18 protein-coding genes and 1 pseudogene are annotated in these 19,239 nt (G+C 72.6%); 11 read left to right on the forward strand and 8 right to left on the reverse strand.

Going from position 1 to position 19,239, the window contains the following annotated elements; translation table 11 throughout:
• Positions 1 to 46: 46 nt before the first annotated feature.
• From KSF81_RS24500 to KSF81_RS24510, 3 genes are all read right to left on the reverse strand, one after another.
• Complete coding sequence (locus KSF81_RS24500; RefSeq protein ID WP_217381195.1) at positions 47 to 670, reverse strand: HD domain-containing protein; 624 nt, start codon at positions 668 to 670, stop codon at positions 47 to 49.
• A gap of 94 nt (positions 671 to 764) precedes the next feature.
• Positions 765 to 1,217 carry a hypothetical protein gene (locus tag KSF81_RS24505; protein ID WP_217381196.1) on the reverse strand — a complete coding sequence of 151 codons (453 nt, stop codon included), beginning with the start codon at positions 1,215 to 1,217 and terminating at the stop codon, positions 765 to 767.
• A gap of 257 nt (positions 1,218 to 1,474) precedes the next feature.
• Positions 1,475 to 2,362 (reverse strand): MBL fold metallo-hydrolase, encoded by an 888-nt coding sequence (locus KSF81_RS24510; protein ID WP_217381197.1) that lies wholly within the window; start codon positions 2,360 to 2,362, stop codon positions 1,475 to 1,477.
• A gap of 130 nt (positions 2,363 to 2,492) precedes the next feature.
• On the opposite strand from KSF81_RS24510, the gene KSF81_RS24515 reads away from it, so the two are divergent.
• From KSF81_RS24515 to KSF81_RS24525, 3 genes are all read left to right on the forward strand, one after another.
• Complete coding sequence (locus KSF81_RS24515; protein ID WP_217381198.1) at positions 2,493 to 3,872, forward strand: multicopper oxidase family protein; 1,380 nt, start codon at positions 2,493 to 2,495, stop codon at positions 3,870 to 3,872.
• A 63-nt stretch (positions 3,873 to 3,935) separates the two neighbouring features.
• A complete protein-coding gene (locus KSF81_RS24520; RefSeq protein WP_217381199.1) occupies positions 3,936 to 4,934 on the forward strand; it encodes an isopenicillin N synthase family oxygenase in 999 nt (332 codons plus the stop codon).
• 77 nt (positions 4,935 to 5,011) lie between these two features.
• Entirely contained in the window at positions 5,012 to 6,001 is a 990-nt protein-coding gene (locus tag KSF81_RS24525) for a tripartite tricarboxylate transporter substrate binding protein (protein WP_217381200.1), read from the forward strand.
• Between the two features lie 97 nt (positions 6,002 to 6,098).
• Here the strand turns inward: KSF81_RS24525 and KSF81_RS24530 are convergent, their stop codons facing one another.
• The gene (locus tag KSF81_RS24530; protein WP_217381201.1) at positions 6,099 to 7,100 is read right to left on the reverse strand and encodes a tripartite tricarboxylate transporter substrate binding protein; all 1,002 of its coding nucleotides are present in this window, start codon (positions 7,098 to 7,100) and stop codon (positions 6,099 to 6,101) included.
• A 170-nt stretch (positions 7,101 to 7,270) separates the two neighbouring features.
• Between KSF81_RS24530 and KSF81_RS30465 the strand changes: the two genes are divergently transcribed.
• The 5 genes and pseudogenes from KSF81_RS30465 to KSF81_RS24550 all read left to right on the forward strand — a co-directional run bounded on the left by KSF81_RS30465 (position 7,271) and on the right by KSF81_RS24550 (position 11,117).
• A complete protein-coding gene (locus KSF81_RS30465) occupies positions 7,271 to 7,531 on the forward strand; it encodes a hypothetical protein (protein WP_254453725.1) in 261 nt (86 codons plus the stop codon).
• A 4-nt stretch (positions 7,532 to 7,535) separates the two neighbouring features.
• Positions 7,536 to 8,054, forward strand: a pseudogene (gene modA, locus KSF81_RS24535) (molybdate ABC transporter substrate-binding protein); the annotation flags it as partial.
• Positions 8,054 to 8,752: a molybdate ABC transporter permease subunit gene (gene modB / locus KSF81_RS24540; RefSeq protein ID WP_217381202.1), complete on the forward strand. Its 699-nt coding sequence runs from the start codon at positions 8,054 to 8,056 to the stop codon at positions 8,750 to 8,752. The pseudogene modA and the gene modB, both read left to right, overlap by 1 nt.
• Before the next feature lie 16 nt (positions 8,753 to 8,768).
• Positions 8,769 to 9,878 (forward strand): molybdenum ABC transporter ATP-binding protein, encoded by a 1,110-nt coding sequence (gene modC / locus KSF81_RS24545; RefSeq protein ID WP_217381203.1) that lies wholly within the window; start codon positions 8,769 to 8,771, stop codon positions 9,876 to 9,878.
• Between the two features lie 123 nt (positions 9,879 to 10,001).
• On the forward strand, positions 10,002 to 11,117 hold the full coding sequence (locus KSF81_RS24550; RefSeq protein WP_217381204.1) for a TRAP transporter substrate-binding protein: 1,116 nt from the start codon (positions 10,002 to 10,004) through the stop codon (positions 11,115 to 11,117).
• On the opposite strand, the gene KSF81_RS24555 is transcribed toward KSF81_RS24550, so the two are convergent.
• On the reverse strand, positions 11,114 to 11,419 hold the full coding sequence (locus tag KSF81_RS24555) for a hypothetical protein (RefSeq protein WP_217381205.1): 306 nt from the start codon (positions 11,417 to 11,419) through the stop codon (positions 11,114 to 11,116). The two genes, KSF81_RS24550 and KSF81_RS24555, sit on opposite strands and share 4 nt — an antisense overlap.
• Positions 11,420 to 11,429: 10 nt before the next feature.
• Here KSF81_RS24555 and KSF81_RS24560 point away from each other — a divergent pair, with 10 nt between their 5' ends.
• Complete coding sequence (locus KSF81_RS24560) at positions 11,430 to 14,036, forward strand: PAS-domain containing protein (RefSeq protein ID WP_217381206.1); 2,607 nt, start codon at positions 11,430 to 11,432, stop codon at positions 14,034 to 14,036.
• Between the two features lie 88 nt (positions 14,037 to 14,124).
• Here KSF81_RS24560 and KSF81_RS24565 read toward each other — a convergent pair whose 3' ends face one another.
• The 3 genes from KSF81_RS24565 to KSF81_RS24575 are packed head-to-tail and all read right to left on the reverse strand — an operon-like array spanning position 14,125 to position 17,979.
• Positions 14,125 to 14,862, reverse strand: coding sequence for an enoyl-CoA hydratase/isomerase family protein (locus KSF81_RS24565; RefSeq protein WP_217381207.1), 738 nt, complete (start codon positions 14,860 to 14,862; stop codon positions 14,125 to 14,127).
• A gap of 1 nt (position 14,863) precedes the next feature.
• Entirely contained in the window at positions 14,864 to 15,838 is a 975-nt protein-coding gene (locus KSF81_RS24570) for a tripartite tricarboxylate transporter substrate binding protein (protein WP_217381208.1), read from the reverse strand.
• Positions 15,839 to 15,849: 11 nt separating this feature from the next.
• On the reverse strand, positions 15,850 to 17,979 hold the full coding sequence (locus KSF81_RS24575; RefSeq protein WP_217381209.1) for an acetate--CoA ligase family protein: 2,130 nt from the start codon (positions 17,977 to 17,979) through the stop codon (positions 15,850 to 15,852).
• A gap of 117 nt (positions 17,980 to 18,096) precedes the next feature.
• Here KSF81_RS24575 and KSF81_RS24580 point away from each other — a divergent pair, with 117 nt between their 5' ends.
• Both KSF81_RS24580 and KSF81_RS24585 read left to right on the forward strand, forming a co-directional pair.
• A complete protein-coding gene (locus tag KSF81_RS24580; RefSeq protein WP_217381210.1) occupies positions 18,097 to 19,068 on the forward strand; it encodes a substrate-binding domain-containing protein in 972 nt (323 codons plus the stop codon).
• Positions 19,020 to 19,235 (forward strand): hypothetical protein, encoded by a 216-nt coding sequence (locus tag KSF81_RS24585; protein WP_217381211.1) that lies wholly within the window; start codon positions 19,020 to 19,022, stop codon positions 19,233 to 19,235. The genes KSF81_RS24580 and KSF81_RS24585 overlap by 49 nt, the downstream gene beginning before the upstream one ends.
• The last annotated feature ends 4 nt before the right edge of the window (positions 19,236 to 19,239 follow it).

A 19,239-nucleotide genomic window follows, 5' to 3' on the forward strand; every position in this document is an offset into this window, starting at 1 on the left:
AGGCAGTCTCCGGCAGCGCGGCCCGGGGATCAACCCCGCCACATGGTTACAGCGAGATCGGCCGGCGGTACTTGGCCGAGATCGTCTCCGGTTTCACGATCCCGCCGGCCAGCGCCATGGTCCACCAGCCGATATCGGCCAGGTGCACGACGGTGCTCTCCAGGCTGCGGACCACCAGCTCACCCTCGCCGGAATGGGCGCCGGCGATATGCGCCACCTCCTCCGGCAGCCCGGCCAGCAGGCAGAGATGCACGCCATAGGCCGGGTGCCGGATGGAGGGCAGGCCGGTGGCGCGCGGCGCGGCTTCCCAGCGGCGGCGGTTCTCGGGGTCGAATTCCCAGGGCTTGCCGATATCGTGGCAGAGCCCGCCGGCCACCACGATGTCATGCCGGATCGGCATGTCCGGGTTGCTCGCCGCCATCTCCTCGGCCATGCGCATCGCCAGGCGGGTGACGCCGCGGATATGGTCGGTCTGGTCGCCGCGGGTCAGCAGCATCTGGCCGGGATTGCCGGCCGGCGGGATGTCGCGGATGGAACGCCAGGAGCTGCGGGCGATGGCCAGGGCCCAGGCTTCCACCACCCGCTCGCGCAGGCCGGCATCCTGGATCGAGGCCACCTCGGGCAATTCCTCGCGCATCTGGCGGCGCAGCGCCTCCGTGACCTCGGCCATGGCTTCTCCCCTTCCGTGCCATTTCAGGACGGCCACTCTGTCACAGGATTAGGACGCGTCGAGCCATTGCCCGATCCTGCCGGCAGGCGGGACGCTACCGGTTCAGCAACCGCGCCAGGTTGCTGACCCGGCGGTGCAGCAACGCGCGCCATGCCCGCTCGACCGGCCCGCCTGCCGTCCAGTCCGCCAATTCGGCCTGCACGGCGTCGCGCTCGGCCCGCAACCGGGTCCGATCCTGCTCGGCGGCTTCCAGGTCGTCTTCGGCCGCGGCGAGGGCGGTGCGAAGTGTCTCGACTTCGCTTTCCAGGCCGGTGGCCTGCTCAAGGGCTTCCGCCTCGGCCTGGCGGGCTTGCCGGGCGGCTGCCTCGGATTGATCGGCGCGAATCCGCTCCCGCCCCAGGGCATCGCGCAGGGCGGCGGCTTCGCCCTCCGCCCGTCCTGCCCGCCCGCGCAACTCGGCTGCCTCGCCGGCCAATGTGTCGGCCCGCTCCCGCTCACGGTTGAACTGTTCCCGAAGGGCGGCAACCGCATCGGCCAAGGCCTTCACCGCGTCCGATCCGAGGGGTCGATCGGAACTGTTTCGGTCATCGTGCGAATGCATCCAACAGCCTTCCGATGCGATGGCCTCCGATATGGTGGCGCCCGGAGCGTCCTTCAGGCGGGCCCGCCTGCCCGAAGGCGACAGGTTCGATTGCAGCCTCTGCCATGGCGTGCGGCTATATCATAGGGCCATGCGGGTTCGTGCCGCGGAGCGGGCATGCTCACCGCGCCGCCGGCTTCGCGCGCCGCGGATCGCGATCGGCCTCAGACCCGCAGCCCACCCTTCAGCACCACCGGAACCCGCAGGTAATGCACGCCGTTGCGCTCGGCCGGCGGGAAGCGGCCGGCGCGCATATTCACCTGGATGGAGGGCAGCAGCAGCAGCGGCGGCGCGAGCTTGGCGTCGCGGGCCTCGCGCATCCGCACGAACTCCTCCTCCGACATGCCGTCCTTCACATGCGGGTTCCGCGCCCGCTGCTCTGCCACCGTGCTCTCCCAGGCGAAGTGGTCGCGGCCGGGGGCCTTGTAGTCGTGGCAGGTGAAGATGCGCGTCTCCGGCGGCAGCGCCAGCAGGCGGCGGATGGAACGCCACAGCACCCGCGCATCGCCGCCGGGGAAGTCGCAGCGCGCGGTGCCGTAATCCGGCATGAACAGCGTGTCGCCGACGAAGGCGGTGTCACCGATCACATAGGCGACGCAGGCCGGGGTATGGCCCGGCACGTGCAGGACCCGCACCGGGAGGGTGCCGATCGCAGATTCCTCGCCATCGCGGAACAGACGGTCGAAGTCGCCGCCCTCGGGTGCCAGGTCCTCGGCGTCGAAGACCGGGCGGAAGATGGTCTGCACGTCGCGGATATGCTCGCCGATGCCGACCCGCGCCCCCGTCTTCAGCGCGACATAGGGGGAGGCGGTGAGGTGGTCGGCATGCACATGGGTCTCGAGCACCCAGTCCAGCGTGACCCCCGCCTCCTCGGCCAGGCGCAGCACGGCATCGGCGCTGCGGGTATCGGCCTCGCCGCTGCGGTTGTCCCAGTCCAGCACCGGGTCGATCACCGCGCCGTGCAATGTCGCGGGGTCCCAGACGAGATAGGTGACGGTATTGGTCGCCTCGTCGAAACAGGCCCGAACCTCGGGACCGGGCATCGCTGCCATCGTATCCTCCCTTTTTCTCCCCACAATATAGGCCACTCCGCCCCGGGATTTGCAGGATTCCCGAAGGCCCTATAGGCCGGCCGGGGAAAAGCAGGGCATTGCCCGATCATCCGCCTGCCGGAGCCCCAGCATGTCCCGACTGCCCCGCCGTGCCCTGCTCACCGCCGCCGGCGCCGCGCTGTTGCCGCCCTTGCCCGCCTCCGCCGCGGCGGAGCCCCGCCGCCTCGTCGCGGCGCTGGCCCGGCAGGCGCTGCTCGGGGCGGGACGGCCGGAGACGGGGATCTGGGCCTATGACGGCACCTCGCCCGGCCCGCTGCTGCAGGCCCGCCAGGGCGAGACGTTGCGGCTGCGGCTGGAGAACCGGCTGCCGCAGCCGACCTCCATCCACTGGCACGGCATCCGGCTGCCCAATGCGATGGACGGCGCCGCCGGCATCACCCAGCCGCCGGTGCCGCCAGGCGGCGACTTCGACTACGTCTTCGCCCCGCCCGATGCCGGCACCCATTGGTACCACCCGCAATGGGAGGCGCATGAGCAGGTGGCACGCGGCCTTGGCGGCGCGCTGATCGTGGCGGAGGCGGCGCCGCCGCCGGTGGACCGCGACCTGCTCTGGGTGCTGCGCGACTGGCGCTTGCAGGAGGATGGCGGCATCGCCGAGGATTTCGACAATCTGCGCGATGCCCATTACGCTGGCCGGCTCGGCGATCTCGTCACCCTGAACGGCAGGCGGGCGGAGGATTTCCCGGTGCGGGCCGGGGAGCGGCTGCGGCTGCGGCTGCTGAATGCCGCCAATGCCCGCATCTTCACGCTCCGCTTCACCGGCCATGCGCCACTGGTGGTGGCGCTGGACGGCCAGCCGGTGGAGCCGCATCCGCCGGAGGGGGATCTGGTGGTGCTCGGCCCCGGGATGCGCGCCGACCTGATCCTGGACTGCACCGGCACCCCCGGCGACCGGGCGCAGGTGGTGGACGAGACCTATGCCAGGCGGCCCTTCCGGCTGCTCGACATCGTCTATGCGGCGGAGCGGCTGCGCGCCATGCCGCCCGCCGATGCGGTGCGGCTGCCGCCGAACCCGGTGCCGGAGCCCGACCTGGCGCGGGCCGAGGCCATCCCGGTGGTGCTGGCCGGCGGCATGCGGAGCATGCTGCGGCCGGGCATGCAGGATGCGCGGGCGCGCGGCCTGGCCTGGACCGTCAATGGCCATGCCAATGCCCCGCAGGAACGGCAGGAGCCCCTGGCGGTGCTGCGGCTCGGCCGGAGCTATGTGCTGGATATCCGCAACGAATCCGCCTTCTCGCATCCCCTGCACCTGCATGGCCATGCCTTCCGCCAGATTACCCGCAATGGCCGCCCGGTGCCGCATCGGCCCTTCCGCGACACCGTGCTGCTGGGCCCGCAGGAACGCATGGAGCTGGCCTTCCTGGCCGACAATCCCGGCGACTGGATGCTGCAATGCCAGGTGCTGGAACATCAGCATGCCGGGCTTTCGGCCATGCTGCGTGTGGAATGAGGCCACGGCTTCCCGCGCCGCCCGGCCGGGCCTAGGCTTCAGGTGAAAGCGAAGGAGCCCCCGATGGCCGATGTGATCCCCGTCCTCGACCTCGCCCCGCTGCTGGCGGACGAAGCCGGCGCGCAGGAGCGCCTCGGCGCCGAATTGCGCCGTGCCTTCACCGAGGTGGGCTTCTACTTCGTGCGCAACCACGGCGTGCCGGATGCGCTGGTGGAGGCCGCCTTCGCGGCCGCGCGGCGCTTCCACGACCAGCCGCTCGACGCCAAGCTCGCGATGCCCTTCAACGAGCACAATATCGGCTACCTGCCGATGCGCGGCGCCACCACGCGGCTGAACAGCCTCGGCACCGTCTACAAGCCGAATGCGAACGAGGCGGTGTTCTTCAAGCGCGAGCGGCCGGCCGACCACCCGGATGTGGTGGCAGGGCGGCGCTTCCGCGGCATGAACCAATGGCCGAAGGACCTCCCGGGCTTCCGCGAGTTGGTGCTCGACTATGCGCGCGCCATGGAGGGGCTGGGGCTGCGCCTGGCGCCGCTCTATGCCGTGGCCCTCGGCCTGGCGCCGGATTTCTTCGCGGACAAGTTCCGCGAGCCGATGTTCACCCTGCGCATGACCCACTACCCGCAGCAGGATCCGGTGGGCGGCGAGGAGGAATGGGGCCTGGCGCCGCATTCCGATACCAGCTTCATGACCATCCTGGCGCAGAACCGGGTGCCTGGCCTGTCGCTGCGGCTGCCCGACGGCACCTGGGTGGATGCGCCCGCGCCGGAGGGCGCCTTCCTGGTGAATGGCGGCATGATGCTGCGGCGCTGGAGCAATGAGCGCTTCCTCGCCACGCCGCACCGCGTCACCAACCGCAGCGGCCAGGAACGCTATGCCATTCCCTTCTTCCTGGATGCGGATTACGACGCGCGGATCGCACCCCTGCCCACCTGCGTGGATGCGGAGCACCCGGCGAAATACCCGCCCTTCACCTATCTCGACTTCATGACCGAATATACCAGCGCCAATTACGCCGAGCGGCAGCGCGCGCAGCAGGAGGTGCAATTGCAGGGCGCCTGAGCGCCGATTTCGCTTCCGCGGCCCCGCGCCAGATGCTTTCCTGACGGCAACGAAGCTTGCCACAGGGAGAACGCCGCATGCGCCGCCGCCCGTTCCTGCTCGCGCCCACCGCCCTGCTCGCCGCCCCTTTCACGGCCCGGGCGCAGAGCTTCACCGAACGGCCGGTCAGCCTGGTGACCGGCTATGCACCGGGCGGCTCCACCGATATCGCCGCGCGGCTGCTGGCGGACCGCATCGCCGCGCAGCTCGGCGCCGGCACGCGGGTGGTGGTGGAGAACCGGCCGGGCGCGGCCGGGGCGGTGGCCAGCGAATGGCTGCGCCGGCAGCCGGCGGATGGGCACACCATCATGGTGGCGGAAACCGGCTCGCATGCCATCGCGCCCAATGCGCTGATCGGCTGGAACCGCTATGACCCGGTGGCGGATTTCACCCATCTCGGCATCATCGGCGCGCCGCCGCTGGTGCTGGTGGTGACCAACGGCTTCCCCGGCCGGACCCCGGCCGAGGCCGTGGCGCGGCTGCGGGAGGCGCCGCGGGACAGCATCACCTATGCCACCTCGGGCGTCGGCGGCGTGCTGCACCTGGCGGCGGAGATGCTCGGGCTGCATCTCGGCACCAAATTCGTGCATGTGCCCTATCGCAGCGGCGCGCAGATGCTGCAATCGATCCATACCGGGGAGGCGCAATTCGGCATCGCCGCGCTGGCCTCCGCCAATGCCATGCTGCGGGACGGGATGGTGCGCGGCGTCGCCGTCACCGGCCTCCAACGCTTCCCCACCTTCCCCGACCTGCCCACCCTGGCGGAAGCCGGGGTGCCGGGCTTCGAATTCGACAGTTGGTTCATCCTGGTGGGCCCGCCGAACATGCCGCCCGCCATCGCAGGGGCCCTGAACCGGGCGCTGGTGGCCGCGTTGCACGAGGATCCGCTGCGCGACCGGCTGCTCGCCGCCGGCCACGACACCTGGCGCAAGCCGAACAGCCTCGCCGATGCGCGCGCCTTCATCCAGCAGGAGATGGAGAAATACCGCGTGGTGGTGGAGCGGACCGGGGTACGGCTGGAGCCCTAGATCACAGTCTTCCAGACTGTGATCCAGCTTCATGAGATCGGCCAACTTTGCCGTCCTGACCGGAAACGCGCGCGTTTCCGGTCAGGACGGCGTTAGACTAATCCGCGCTCGCCCCGCTCGCCCGCACCACCGGCGGCCACATCGCGCAATGCTCGCCCACCATTTGCGTGAAGGCTTCCACCGAAAGGTCGCCGGCCTGGCTGTCGCTCTCGGCCAGGCGTGCGCGGACCTCCGGCTCGGCCATCACCGCGCGCAGTTCGCGGTTGAGGCGCTGCTGCACCGGGCCCGGCGTGGCGGCGGGCACCGCGATGCCGAACCAGCCGATCGTCACCAGATCTACGCCCTGTTCGCGGAAGGTCGGCACATCGGGGAAGGTCGGGCTGCGCGCCTCGGCGGAGATCGCGATCGCCCGCACCGAACCCTGGCGGATCGGCGCGGCGGCGGAGGGCAGGCTGTCCGACATCATCGGCACCGTGCCGCCCACCACCGCGGTCATGGCCGGCCCGGCGCCGCGGAAGGCCACATGCGTGAGCTTCGCCCCGGTGAGTTCGGCGAAGCGGACGATCAGCATGTGGTTGAGCGAGCCGGAGGCGGAGGAGGCCATGTCGAGCCCGTCGCGCGCCTCCTGCGACAGCCGCACCACGTCCTGCAGGGTCCGGCCGGGGAAGCCCTTGTTGGCGACGAAGACCAGGGGCTGCGTCGTCAGCAGGGCCACATGCGCGAAATCCCGCATCGGGTGGTAGCCGACATTGCGGTAGAGCGCCGGGCTGATCGCCATGACGGTGCTGGTGGAAAGCAGCATCGTATGCCCGTCCGGCGCCGATTGCGCGACGAAATTGGTGGCCAGCGTGCCGCCGGCGCCCGGCCGGTTCTCCACGATCACCGGCTGGCCCAGCCGCTCCTGCAACCCCTTCGCCGCCAGCCGCGCGATCAGGTCGGTGGAGCCGCCCGGCGCGAAGGTGACGACCAGGCGCAGCGGCTGGCTCGGCCAGGCCGGCTGCTGCGCCCGCGCCCCAGGGGCGAGCAGAGGGGCGAGCAGGGCGGCGGAACCGGCGAGTGCGGCGCGGCGGCCAAGGAATGGCCGGAACCGTGGTGGCATGGCAGGCATCTTTGGCGTTCCCCTGGAATCCTTGCCCCAGGACAGCACGCGGCCCGGCGCCCCGGCAACAACGCCCCGGCAACGCCACCCTGCACCGCGCAGGCACCGGATTGCCGGCACGGGCGCGGAAGGTTAAGGCCGACTCTATCCGGAAGGAGAGGATCGCCCGCATGCGCCACCCCGGCACCCGCCGCGACCTGCTCGGCCTCGCCGCCGCGGTGCTGGCGGGCACCCCCGCCCTCGCGCAGCCGGCACCGCTCACCGTCTTCGCCGCCGCCAGCCTGCAGGACGGGCTGCGGGCGCTGGAGCCGCTCTGGCGCCAGGGCAGAGGGGAAAGGCCGCCGCTGCGCTTCTCCTTCGCCGCCTCCTCGGCGCTGGCGCGGCAGATCGAGCAGGGGGGCGCCGGCCGATCTCTTCGCCTCCGCCGATGAGGACTGGATGGACTACCTGGCGACGCGCGACCTGATCCGGCCGGAGACGCGCATCGCCCCGCTCGGCAATGCGCTGGTGCTGGTGGCGCCGGCCGACCGGCCGCTGGAGGTGGCGCTGGAGCCCGGCCTGGACCTGGCGGCGCTGCTCGGGCCGCAGGGAAGGCTGGCCATCGGCGACCCGGCGCATGTCCCGGCCGGCCGCTATGCCCGGCAGGCGCTCATCGCGCTCGGTGCCTGGGAGGCCGTGGTGCCCCGCCTGGCGCGGGCCGGGGATGTCCGCGCTGCCCTGCTGCTGGTGCAGCGGGGGGAGGCGCCGCTCGGCATCGTCTATGCGACCGATGCCGCCGCCGTCCCCGGCATCCGCATCGCCGGCCGCTTCCCCGAGGGCAGCCACACCCCCATCATCTACCCCTTCGCCCTGACCCGCCACGCCGCCCCGGCCGCGGCGGCGCTGCTGGCCCTCCTGACCGGGCCGGAGGCGGCGCCGGTCTGGCGACGGCTGGGCTTCCGGGTGCGCTCCTGATGCCGGACTGGCTCTCGGCCGAGGAATGGGAGGCGGTGCGGCTCAGCCTGGCGGTGGCCTGGCGGAGCGTGGTGCTCTCCCTGCCGCTCGCGGTCGTCACCGCCTGGCTGCTCTCGCGCCGCCGCTTCCTCGGCCGGCCGCTGCTGGATGCGCTGGCGCATCTGCCGCTGGTGGTGCCGCCGGTGGCGGTCGGCTGGGGGCTGCTGATGCTGTTCGGCCTGCGCGGCCCGATTGGCGCGCCGCTGCAGGAATGGTTCGGCATCCGCCTGGTCTTCACCACCGAGGGCGCGGCGCTGGCCACCGCGGTGATGACCTTCCCGCTGATCGTCCGCGCCGTGCGGCTCTCCCTGGAAGGTGTCGATCCGGGGCTGGAGGCGGCGGCGCGGAGCCTCGGCGCCGGCGGCTTCGACCGCTTCCTCACCATCACCCTGCCGCTGATCGCGCCCGGCATCCTCTCCGGCGCCATCCTCGCCTTCGCCGCGGGGCTCGGCGGATTCGGCGCGGTGATCACCTTCGCCGCCAATATCCCGGGCGAGACCCAGACCCTGCCGCTGGCGATCTATGCCGCCACCCAGACACCGGGGGGCGAGGCGGCGGCGGCGCGCATGGCCGGCATATCCTTCGGCCTGGCGGTGGCCGGGCTGCTGCTGGCGGAGGCGGTGGCGCGGCACCTGCACCGCCTGCTCGGGCGCACCTGATGCTGCCGATCGCCTGATGCTGGAGGTCGCACTGCGCCATGACTGGCCGCCGCCGCGCGGGGGCGAGGGGTTCAGCCTCGATATCGCCTTCGCCGCGCCGACTCCCGGCGTCACGGTGCTGTTCGGCCCCTCCGGCTGCGGCAAATCCACCATCCTGGCGGCGGTGGCCGGGCTGCTGCGGCCGCGCGCCGGGCGGGTGGCGCTGGACGGCACGGTGCTGACCGATACCGCAAGCGGCCTGCTGGTGCCGGCCGAGCGGCGGCGCTGCGGCGTGGTGTTCCAGGAGGCGCGGCTGTTCCCGCATCTCTCGGTCGAGAGCAACCTCCGCTACGGCGCCCGCCGCGCGCCGCGCGAGGCCACGGGGCCGGGCTTCGGGGATGTGGTGGCGCTGCTCGGCATCGGCGGGTTGCTGCGCCGCCGCCCGGCCGGGCTTTCCGGTGGCGAGCGGCAGCGGGTGGCGCTCGGCCGCGCCCTGCTGGCCCGGCCCCTGCTGCTGCTGCTGGATGAGCCGCTGGCCTCGCTCGACCTGCCGCGCCGGGCGGAGGTGCTGCCGCTGCTGGAGCGCGTCCGCGATACCTTCCGGGTGCCGATGCTGCATGTGACGCATGCGCTGGAGGAGGTGGACCGGCTGGCCGATACGCTGGTGCTGCTGCAGGCCGGGCGGGTGCTGGCATCGGGCACCCCGGAGGCGCTGACCTCCCGCCCCGACCTGCCGCTGCTGGCCGGCCGCCGCGATGCCGGGGCGGTGCTGCGCTGCCTGGTGGCGGGGCATGATCCCGGGCGCGGCCTCTCCCGCCTCGATTTCGCCGGCGGCAGCCTGCTGGTGCCGCTCCGGCCCGAACCCGCGGGCACGAGGCTCCGGCTCCGGCTGCGCGCCCGCGACGTGGCGCTGGCGACCCGCCCGCCCGAGGGCCTGGCCACGCATAACGTGCTGCCCGCGACGGTGGAGAGCATCGGCCCGGCACCCGGCAGCCCGCATGAGGTGCTGCTGCGCCTGCTGGTCGGGCCGACGCCGCTGCTGGTGCGGCTGACCCGGGATGCGGTGGGCACGCTCGGCCTGGCGCCGGGCCAGGGGGTCTGGGCGCTGGTGAAGTCGATCGCCTTCGACCATGGCGGGCCGGCATGAGGATTGGCGGGCCATGCCTTCGGTGCCAAACTGGATTGCCGGGTATTCAACACTGAGTTGTGCTAGAGCGCATTTGGACCACCAACTGGCCCCTGGACACCAACCGGCATGCCGGAGCATCCGATGCGCTTTCCCCGATCGCCTGTAGCCGGGCAGTTCCCTTCCCGTGCCGGCACGCCCGCGTCCCGCGCGCCGCTGGTCCTGGCCTTGGCCCTGATCCTGGCCCTGACCGGCCTTGCCGGCAGGGGCCTGGCGCAGGAGGCGCCGATCCGGCTCAAAGTGGCTGGCGGCCTGGCGGAACTCAGCCAGTATCTCCGCCACGAACAGCCCTTCTGGACCCGCCGCGTGCCGGAACTCACCGGCGGGCGGGTGCGGGCGGAGATCGCGCCCTTCGACCGCAGCGGCATCCGCGGGCAGGAGATGCTCCAGCTCATGCGCCTCGGGGTGGTGCCCTTCGGCGATGTGCTGCTCGCCGTCGCCGCCGCGGAGGAGCCCGAGCTCAATGCCATCGACCTGCCGGTGCTGAACCCGGACATGGCGGCGCTGCGGCGGACCGTGGAACTCTGGCGGCCGCGGCTCGAATCCCTGCTGCGGGAGCGCTACGGGGTGGAACTGCTGGCGGTCTATACCTATCCGGCGCAGGTCGTGTTCTGCCGGCGCCCCTTTTCCGGCCTCGCCGACCTGGCGGGAAGGCGGGTGCGGACCTCCTCGGTCGGCCAGTCGGAACTGGTGGGCGGGCTCGGCGGCACGCCGGTGGTGATCCCCTTCGCCGAAACCGTCGCGGCCATGCGCGGCGGCGTGGTGGAATGCGCGATCACCGGCGCGCTGTCCGGCAATGCCGTGGGCCTGCATGAGGTGGCCACGCATATCTCGCGGCTGGCGATCAGCTGGGGCGTGTCGATCTTCGGCGCCAATACGGCCGCCTGGGAGGCGCTGCCGGAGCCAATCCGGGGCCAGTTGCGGGCAGGCCTGCTGGAATTGCAGGAGGAGATCTGGCAGGCCGCGGAACGCGAGACCGAGGACGGGCTCGCCTGCAATGCCGGGCGGCCGGACTGCACCGAAGGCCGGCCTGGCCGGATGATCGTCATCGAGGAGCGCTGGCAGGACGAGGCCCGCCGCCTGCAATTGCTGCGCGATGTTGTGCTGCCGGGCTGGGTGCAGCGCTGCGGGCCGGACTGCGCCGCGACCTGGAACCGCTTCATCGCCCCCTCGCTCGGTCTCTGGACAAGGGCGGATTAGCCATGCAGGCACGCGCCCTCCGCTTCGCAGTCGGCCTGTCGCTGCTGCTGCTGCTGCTGGCGCTGGCGGCCGGGACCGCCGGGCTGCTGGAACGCCTGCGGCAGAGCGCACGTGGCGCCGCGGCCGAGACGGTGCAGGGCGTCACCCGCGTGGTCGAGAGCACGCTCAACCGCCACTTCCTCTCGGTGGACGGGATGCTGGCCGGGCTGCCGGCCGTGATGGCGCAACTGGCGCAGGCCGGAGAGATCGATCCGGCTGCGGCCAGCCGCATGCTGCGGGAGCTGAATTTCCAGAATTCTCAACTTCCGCGACTTGCTGCTGCTCCGGCCCGATGGCCGGCCCTGGGCGGCTGCCCTGCCCGCCTCCCGGCAGCGGATGCTGCCGCTCGATGCCGGGGGCGGGGCCTCCCACCAGGGCGCGGTGGCGATCATCGGCCCGATGCGGAACCCGCTGACCGGGGAATGGGCGCTGTTCTTCAGCCGCCCCGTGACCCTGCCCGGCACCGGTCCCCTGCTGGCGGTGGCGGAGGTGCCGGTCTCCCTGGTCGCTACCCTGCTCGCGCCGGTCGGCGAGGTTCCGGGCCTGCGCATCTCCATCGAACGCGCGGACGGGCAGCTCCTGGCCAGCGTGCCGCATGACGAGACCCGCATCGGGCGCCGGCTGGAGCGTAGCGCGGCCGGCCTGCCGGCGGATGGCGCCGCGGTCGAGATGCCGGGCCGCTTCGCCGATGTGCAGGTGATCGCCTCGGCGCGCGCGGCGCTCTATCCCGACCTCCATATCGTCGCCAGCTACGAGACGGGCGCCGCCTTCGCGGAATGGTCGCGCGACCGCCGCGTGCTGCTGACAGTCGCCGCCGGCACCTCGATGCTGCTGATCGCCCTGGCGCTGGCGCTGGACGCGGCGCTCCGGCAGCGCGAGCGGACCGAAGCCGAGCGGGCCCGGGCGCGCGCCGTGCTGGAAAGCGCGATCGACTCCATGTCGGACGGCTTCGTCATGTTCGATGCCGAGGACCGGCTGGTGATCTGCAACCAGCGCTACCGCGACCTCTATGCCGTCAGCGCCCCCTTCATCATGCCGGGCGCGGCCTTCGACGACATCATCCGCGAAGGCGCCAGGCGCGGGCAGTACCCGCAGGCGGGCCAGGACCTCGAGGCTTTCGTGGCGGAGGTCCGGTCCTGGCACCGCGGCGACTTCGAGCCGATGGAGCGGCTGCTGCCCGATGGCCGCTGGATCCTGGTGACCGAGCGGCGGACGCCGGATGGCGGCACGGTCGGCATCCGCACCGACATCACGCCCCTGAAACATGCCATGGCCGATCTCGCCGCGGCGCGCGACGCGGCGGCGGCCGCCACCGAGGCGAAGTCGCGCTTCCTCGCGCATATGAGCCACGAGCTGCGTACGCCGCTGAACGGCGTGCTCGGCCTGGCGCAGGCCCTGGCCGGCGATCCCGGCCTCACCGGGGAGCAGCGGGCCCGGGCGCGGGTGCTGGAGGCCGCCGGGCGGCACCTGGTCGCGGTGGCGAATGACGTGCTCGACCTCGCCAAGGTGGAGGCCGGGCGGCTGGAGCTGCGGCCGGTGCCGACCGCCCTGCCTGGCCTGCTGGAGAATTGCGCCACGCTGATCGAACCGGCGGCAAGGGAGAAGAGCCTCACCCTGCATCTTGCCCTGGCCCCCGAGCTGCCGCCGATGGTGCTGGCCGACCAGACGCGGCTGCGCCAATTGCTGCTCAACCTGCTGTCCAATGCGGTCAAATTCACCCCGCCCGGCGGCCAGGTGGAGCTGCACGGCCTGCTGCGGCAGCGGGAGGCCGATGCCTCGGGCCGCGTCCTGGTGCGGATCGAGGTGCGCGATACCGGCCCCGGGGTCCCGGAGGATGCACGCTCCGCCATCTTCGGTGATTTCGTGCAGCTGGAGCGGAGCGAGTTGCTGGGCGGCACCGGCCTCGGCCTCACCATCGCAGCGCATATCGTGGAGCGGATGGGCGGGCGCATCGGCTGCGACAGCAATGCGGCGGCACCGGACGGAACCGGCGCGCTGTTCTGGGTCGAGCTGCCGCTGCCGCCCGTGGCGGCGCCGCAGCCGCGGCCGCAGGAGCCCGCGGCGGCATCCCCGGCACGCCGCAAGCTGCGGGTCCTGGTGGCCGATGACGTGCCCGCCAACCTGGCCGTCGCCCGCGCCCTGCTGGAATCCGCCGGGCATGGCGTGCATTGCGTTCCCGACGGCGCCCAGGCGGTGGCAACCATGGCGGCGGATGGCACCGCGGACCAGCCCTTCGATGTCGTGCTGATGGATGTGATGATGCCCGGCATGGATGGGCAGGAAGCGACCCGGCGCATTCGCGCGCTGCCCGGCGCCGCCGGCCAGGTGCCGATCCTGGCAGTGACCGCCGGCGCCTTCGCCGAGGACATCGCCGCCTGCCGTGCCGCCGGCATGGATGCCCATCTCGCCAAGCCGATCGAGCGGGAGGCGCTGATCGCCGCGCTGGAACGGCTGACCGCCGGCACGGCCGAGGCTGCCGCGCCGCCCCCGGCGGAGGCTGCCGGCGAATTCGCCAGCCTGCCGCTGCTGAGCCGCCAGGGCGAGGCGCTGCTCGCCGTGCCGGGGCTCGGCCCGGAGGCGGCGCAGGGCCTTGCGCTGGGATTCCTGCAGGAGATCCAGGCGGCCACCGCGCTGCTGCATGAGGTGACGGCGGAGTCCTGGCCGGAGATGATCCCGCCGGCGCATCGCCTGGCCGGCGCCGCCGCCACGCTGGGCGCCACCCGGCTGGCCACGGCGGCGCGCCGGCTGCAATCCGCGGGGCAGCGCCTGCCAGGGGCGGAGATGCTGGCGCTGCGGGACGTCGTGCTGGACATCGCCACCGCGACCATCGCGGTGCTGGAGGCGGCGCTGGCCCAGCCGGCGGGCACGCCCGTGGCCTGAATGCCCCGCTCCGCCCCGGTGGGCGCCTTGTATCTCCGGCCCGATTCAGACCTCCGGGCCATGCGGCCCTGCGGTCATCGGGCCGCCCTCAGCGCCCCTGGAAGGCCGGTGGCCGCTTGTCGCGGAAGGCCGCCACGCCCTCCCGGAAATCCTCGGAATCGCGGATGGCGTTCAGCCGCTGCCCCTGCAGCGCCCATTGCTCGGAGGGGCCGCGCGGCAGGATGTCGTCGAGCACCATGCGCTTGATCCCGCCCAGCACCATCGGCGCGAAGCCGGCCATCTCCCTGCCCCATTCGATGGCCTTGGCCAGCGCCTGGCCCTCCGGCACCACCTCGTTCACCAGGCCCACCTGCGCGGCACGCTCGGCCTCGAAGGTGCGGCAGAGCAGCATGAGCTCCATGGCGATCTTGTGCGGGATGCGGGAGGGCAGCGCCGCGATCATGCCGCCGGTCAGGCCGAGCTTGGCCTCCGGGTAGTAGAACCGGGCGCGGGCGCCGCAGACCGCGAGATCGGCCATCATCGCCAGCACCAGGGCGCCGCCGATGCACCAGCCCTCCACCGCGGCGATCAGCGGCTTGTCGGTCTGCCAGCCGACATTCGGCACGGCGCGCCACAGTTCCGGCGGCTCCGAGACATCGGCGCCGAAGGAGAAGGCCTTGCTGCCCATCGCCGTCAGCACCGCCACGCGCTGGTCGGAGGCGGCGAAATCCTGCATCGCCGCCTGCACCTCCTCGGCCATCAGCCTGCTGATGGCATTGCCCTTGTCGGGCCGGTTCAGCGCCACGATGCGCACGGGACCCTCGTCCCAGACCTTCACATGTTCCATGCTATTCCACCTTTGCTCCGGTCCGCCGCACCGCCGCGCCGAACAATTCCCGGTCATTCCGCAGCCGGCGGGCGAAAGCCTCGCCCGCCTCGAAGCGCGGCGTCAGCCCCACCGGGGCCATGGCGCGCGCCACCTCCGGCATGGCCAGCACGCGCTCCAGCGCCGCGGTGAGGCGCCCCACCACCTCGGGCGGCAGGCCCGCCGGGCCCGCCAGGCCGAAGAAGGAGAGGCCTCCCTCGCCAAACATCCCGAGTTCGCGAAGCGTCGGCAGGTCGGGCAATTCCGCGCTGCGCCGCTCGCCCGTGGTGGCCAGGCCGATCAGCCTTCCGTCCTTGATGGCGGGGATGGCGATCGGGTCGAATTGCAGCTGCACCCGGCCAGCCAGCAGGTCGGTGAGCGCCGGGGAGGAGCCGCGATAGGGCACATGCTCCATCTGGATGCCGACCGCATCGGCGAAGATCTCGCCGGTCATCTGGGTGATGGTGCCATTGCCGGCGGAGCCGAAGCGCAGCCGCCCCGGATTGGCCTTCGCATAGGCCACCAGCTCCTGGATCGTGCGCACCGGCACGGAGGGGTGCATCGCCACCACGCCATCCGACATCGCCAGCAGCGAGACCGGCGTGAAGGCCCGCGCCGGATCATAGGAAAGCTGCATCATGTGCGGGCTGATGGTGAGCACGGCGGTCGGGAAGGTCAGCAGCGTATAGCCATCCGGCCGCGCCTGCGCGACCAGCCCCGCGCCGAGCGTGCCGCCGGCGCCGCCGCGATTCTCGATCACCACCGGCTGGCCCAGCACCTCGCCGAGCTTCGGCGCCACGGGGCGGGAGACGTTGTCGGTGCTGCCGCCCGGCGGATAGGGCACGATCAGGGTGATCGTCCGGTTCGGGTAGTCCGTCTGCGCCCGCGCGATGGCCGGCAGGGCGAGCGAGGCCCCCAGGGCGGCCAGGCCGCGGCGGGGAAATGGGGTTCTTGGCATCGGCGTCTCCATTAGGCGGAAGCGAGCAGCGTCGCCCGCGCATCGACCGCCACCCCGCCATGGCCGGCGGCCCGGAGGATGAGCGGGTTCAGATCCATCTCCACCAGGCGCGGCCCGAGATCGGCGGCGAGCCAGGAGAGCCGCACCAGCGCCGCCGCCGCCGCCGCCGCATCCAGCGCCGGCCGGCCGCGCACCCCGGCCAGCACCGGCCAGAGCTTCAGCCGCTCCAGCATGGCCATGGCATCGGCGCCGCGCAGCGGCGCGGGGGCCACCTGCACATCCCGCAGCACCTCCACCAGGATGCCGCCGGCGCCCACCAGCACCATTGGGCCGAGGCCGGGGTCGTGGCGCGCGCCGAGGATCAGCTCCACCTCGCCCCGCGCCATCTCCTGCACCAGCGCGCCCTCCATGCCCTCCGGCGCGGCGCGCTCCAGCCGCGCCGCGACATCGGCGAAGGCCGCGCGCACCGCATCGGCATCGGCCAGGTCCAGCTTGACGATGCCGAGATCGCTCTTGTGCACCACGCCGCGGCTCACGCCCTTCAGCACGACGGGATAGCCGATGGACTGCGCCGCCAGCGCCGCCTCCGCCGCGCTCCGCACCAGCCGCTCGCGCGTTACCGGGATGCCATAGGCTGCGGCCAGGCGCTTCGCCTCGGCCTCGTTCAACGCGCCCGACGGCAGCCCCGGCGGCACCGGCCCGGCGGCTTCCGGCCGGGCGGGGGGCGGCAGCTTGGCCCGGGCGCGGCCGGCGGCCTCCGCCTCCAGCGCCCGGAGCACCGCCAGCGCGTCCGAGACGCGATCGTAGAAGGGGAAGCCGACCTGCCGCATCCGCTCCCGGGCGGCATCGCCCACCGTGCCGGCGGTCATGACATAGAGCAGCGGCTTGCCCCCTTCCTGGCAGAGCGGCGGCAGCAGGGCGGCGCGGCCGGCCATGGCGGGCTGGGTGGTCATCGGGAAGACCACGGCGCCGATATCGTCATCGGCCATGAAGGCGCGGATGCAGGCCTGCAACCCGTCCTCGCTGGTGCCTTCGTCGAAGGAGCCAGTATCGAGCGGCAGATGCACGTGGCTTTCCGGCATGAAGCGCCGCAGCTCCGCCCGCGTGGCCGCCGAAAGCTCGGCCAGCCGCAGCCCCGCCGCCGGCAATTGGTCCGCGCAGGTCACGGTGCTGCCGCCGGAGGAGGCGATGACCGCGAGCCCGAGCTCGGCGCGCGGCAGGCGCGGCAGCCGGTCCAGCGCATCCGCCGCCAGCACCATCGCCGCCGGGTCTTCCAGCAGCACCGCGCCGGCCTCGCGGCACACCGCCTCGAAGGCAGCGAAGGAGCCGGCCAGGCTGGCGGTATGGGAACGCGCCGCCTGCGCCCCCGCCTCCGACCGCCCGGCCTTGACGCAGAGCACCGGCTTGCCCGCGGCGCGGGCGCGGCGCAGCAGCGGCGCGAAGCGGCGTGGCGCCACCAGCCCCTCGACATAGAGGGTGATGACGCGGGTGGCCGCATCCTCGATGAGGAATTCCAGGAAGTCGCAGAGTTCCAGATCCGCCTGGTTGCCGACCGAGATGCAGCGGCTGAACCCCGCGCCATAGCCATGGCCGAGCGAGACCAGCGTGCCCATCAGTGCGCCGCTCTGGCTCACCATGCCGATGCCGCCCGGCCGCAGCCCCTCCGCCTCCAGCGCCAGGGAGGAGGAGAGCATGGCCGCATCGGTCATGTTGAAGATGCCGAGGCAATTCGGCCCGACCAGCCGCATCCCCGCCGCCCGCGCCACCGCCAGCACCTGCTTCTGCAGGGCCGCGCCGGCCGCGCCGGCCTCGGCCAGCTTGCCGGTGATGATGATGCAGGCGCCGACCCCGGCGGCGGCGCAATCCTCCACCTGCCGCAGCAGCGCCGCGGCGGGCACCGCCAGGATCGCCACATCCACCGGCCCCGGCGCGGCGCCGATGCCGGGGAAGGCCGGCAGGCCGCGGATGCTGGCGCGGTTCGGGTTGATCGGCAGCAGCCGGCCGGGATAGCCGTGGCGGATCAGGTAATGGATCACCCGGCCGCCGAATTTCCCAATGTCATCGGAGGCGCCGATGACGGCGACCGATTGCGGAGTGATGATCCGGGCCAGCGGGATGCGGTCCGGGATGCGTCCTGGCATCGCCTCTTGCATTCCATGGGCCGCCCGGCCGGCGGTGCTTTCCGTTTGCGACATGTCTTGTTCGGTCCCCGAGGCGGAGCTTGGCATGGGGAAGCGGGCTGGGGTAGCACCCCCCTCATGCCCCGCTCCTCCCGCCGTGCCCTGCTGTTGCTGCTCGCCCCGCCTCCGGCCGCGGCGCAGGACCGCTTCATCACCCTGGCCTCCACCACCTCCACCGAGCAATCCGGCCTGTTCGGCCATATCCTGCCGCTCTTCACGCAGGAGACCGGAATCGCGGTGCGGGTGGTGGCGCTCGGCACCGGCCAGGCGCTGGATGTCGCCCGGCGCGGCGATGCCGATGCCGTGCTGGTGCATGACCGCGCGGCGGAGGAGCGTTTCGTCGCCGAGGGACATGGCGGGCCGCGCCACCCGGTGATGTTCAACGATTTCGTGCTGATCGGCCCGCAAGCGGACCCGGCCGGCATCGCCGGGCTCGACGATGCGGTGGCGGCGCTGCGGCGGATCGCCGCGGCGGGCGCGGCCTTCGTCTCCCGCGGCGATCGCAGCGGCACCCATGCAGCGGAGCTGCGGCTCTGGCAGGCGGCCGGAATCGATCCGGTGCGGCAGGGCCGCGGGCATTGGTACCGGGAGGTCGGGCAGGGCATGGGGCCGGCGCTCAATACCGCCGCCGCGCAGGATGCCTATATCCTGGCCGATCGCGGCACCTGGCTGGCCTTCCGCAACCGCCAGGCGCTGCGGCTGCTGCTCGCGGGCGACCGGCGACTGTTCAACCAGTATGGCGTCATGGCAGTGAACCCCGCGCGGCACCCGCATGTGAAGGCCGCGGAGGCGGAGCGCTTCATCGCATGGCTGGCCTCGCCGGCGGGCCAGGCGGCGATCGCCGGCTACCGGATCGACGGCGAATCCCTTGTTCTTCCCGAATGCCGGCGATCCGGACGCCTGAAACCAGGACGCCGGGCATCTCCCGGTCCGCTCGCGCGTTTCCGCTGCGGACCCGGCCGCGATGGCCATGTCCAGTGGGCTCGGGAGGGGCGGTGGCGATGGCCAATGGGACGGAAGGCAGGGCACCGGCGCGGCGCGGCGTCCTGAAGGTGCTTGGCCTGGCCGCCGTCGCAGCAACCCCGGCCGGCGCCTTCGAGGCCGATGGCGGCACCGGCGGCCTGCCGCCGGCCAAGGAAAGCGAGGCGGAGAAGCGCAAGCCCCGCTACCGGGAGACGCCGCATATCCAGGCTTACTACCGCACCAACAGCGACTGAAGCG

Origin of the sequence: Siccirubricoccus sp. G192 (assembly GCF_019084075.1) — a bacterium.
GTDB lineage: Bacteria > Pseudomonadota > Alphaproteobacteria > Acetobacterales > Acetobacteraceae > G192.

Bases quoted from the DNA above. Each gene is read 5' to 3' on its own strand.
- KSF81_RS24580 (WP_217381210.1), top strand. From the start codon at position 18,097: ATGCCCCGCTCCTCCCGCCGTGCCCTGCTGTTGCTGCTCGCCCCGCCT.
- modC (WP_217381203.1), top strand. From the start codon at position 8,769: ATGCTGGAGGTCGCACTGCGCCATGACTGGCCGCCGCCGCGCGGGGGC.
- KSF81_RS30465 (WP_254453725.1), top strand. From the start codon at position 7,271: ATGCGCCACCCCGGCACCCGCCGCGACCTGCTCGGCCTCGCCGCCGCG.
- KSF81_RS24525 (WP_217381200.1), top strand. From the start codon at position 5,012: ATGCGCCGCCGCCCGTTCCTGCTCGCGCCCACCGCCCTGCTCGCCGCC.
- modB (WP_217381202.1), top strand. From the start codon at position 8,054: ATGCCGGACTGGCTCTCGGCCGAGGAATGGGAGGCGGTGCGGCTCAGC.
- KSF81_RS24530 (WP_217381201.1), bottom strand. From the start codon at position 7,100: ATGCCACCACGGTTCCGGCCATTCCTTGGCCGCCGCGCCGCACTCGCC.
- KSF81_RS24550 (WP_217381204.1), top strand. From the start codon at position 10,002: ATGCGCTTTCCCCGATCGCCTGTAGCCGGGCAGTTCCCTTCCCGTGCC.
- KSF81_RS24575 (WP_217381209.1), bottom strand. From the start codon at position 17,979: ATGCCAGGACGCATCCCGGACCGCATCCCGCTGGCCCGGATCATCACT.
- KSF81_RS24520 (WP_217381199.1), top strand. From the start codon at position 3,936: ATGGCCGATGTGATCCCCGTCCTCGACCTCGCCCCGCTGCTGGCGGAC.
- KSF81_RS24565 (WP_217381207.1), bottom strand. From the start codon at position 14,862: ATGGAACATGTGAAGGTCTGGGACGAGGGTCCCGTGCGCATCGTGGCG.
- KSF81_RS24570 (WP_217381208.1), bottom strand. From the start codon at position 15,838: ATGCCAAGAACCCCATTTCCCCGCCGCGGCCTGGCCGCCCTGGGGGCC.
- KSF81_RS24585 (WP_217381211.1), top strand. From the start codon at position 19,020: ATGGCCAATGGGACGGAAGGCAGGGCACCGGCGCGGCGCGGCGTCCTG.
- KSF81_RS24515 (WP_217381198.1), top strand. From the start codon at position 2,493: ATGTCCCGACTGCCCCGCCGTGCCCTGCTCACCGCCGCCGGCGCCGCG.
- KSF81_RS24510 (WP_217381197.1), bottom strand. From the start codon at position 2,362: ATGGCAGCGATGCCCGGTCCCGAGGTTCGGGCCTGTTTCGACGAGGCG.
- KSF81_RS24500 (WP_217381195.1), bottom strand. From the start codon at position 670: ATGGCCGAGGTCACGGAGGCGCTGCGCCGCCAGATGCGCGAGGAATTG.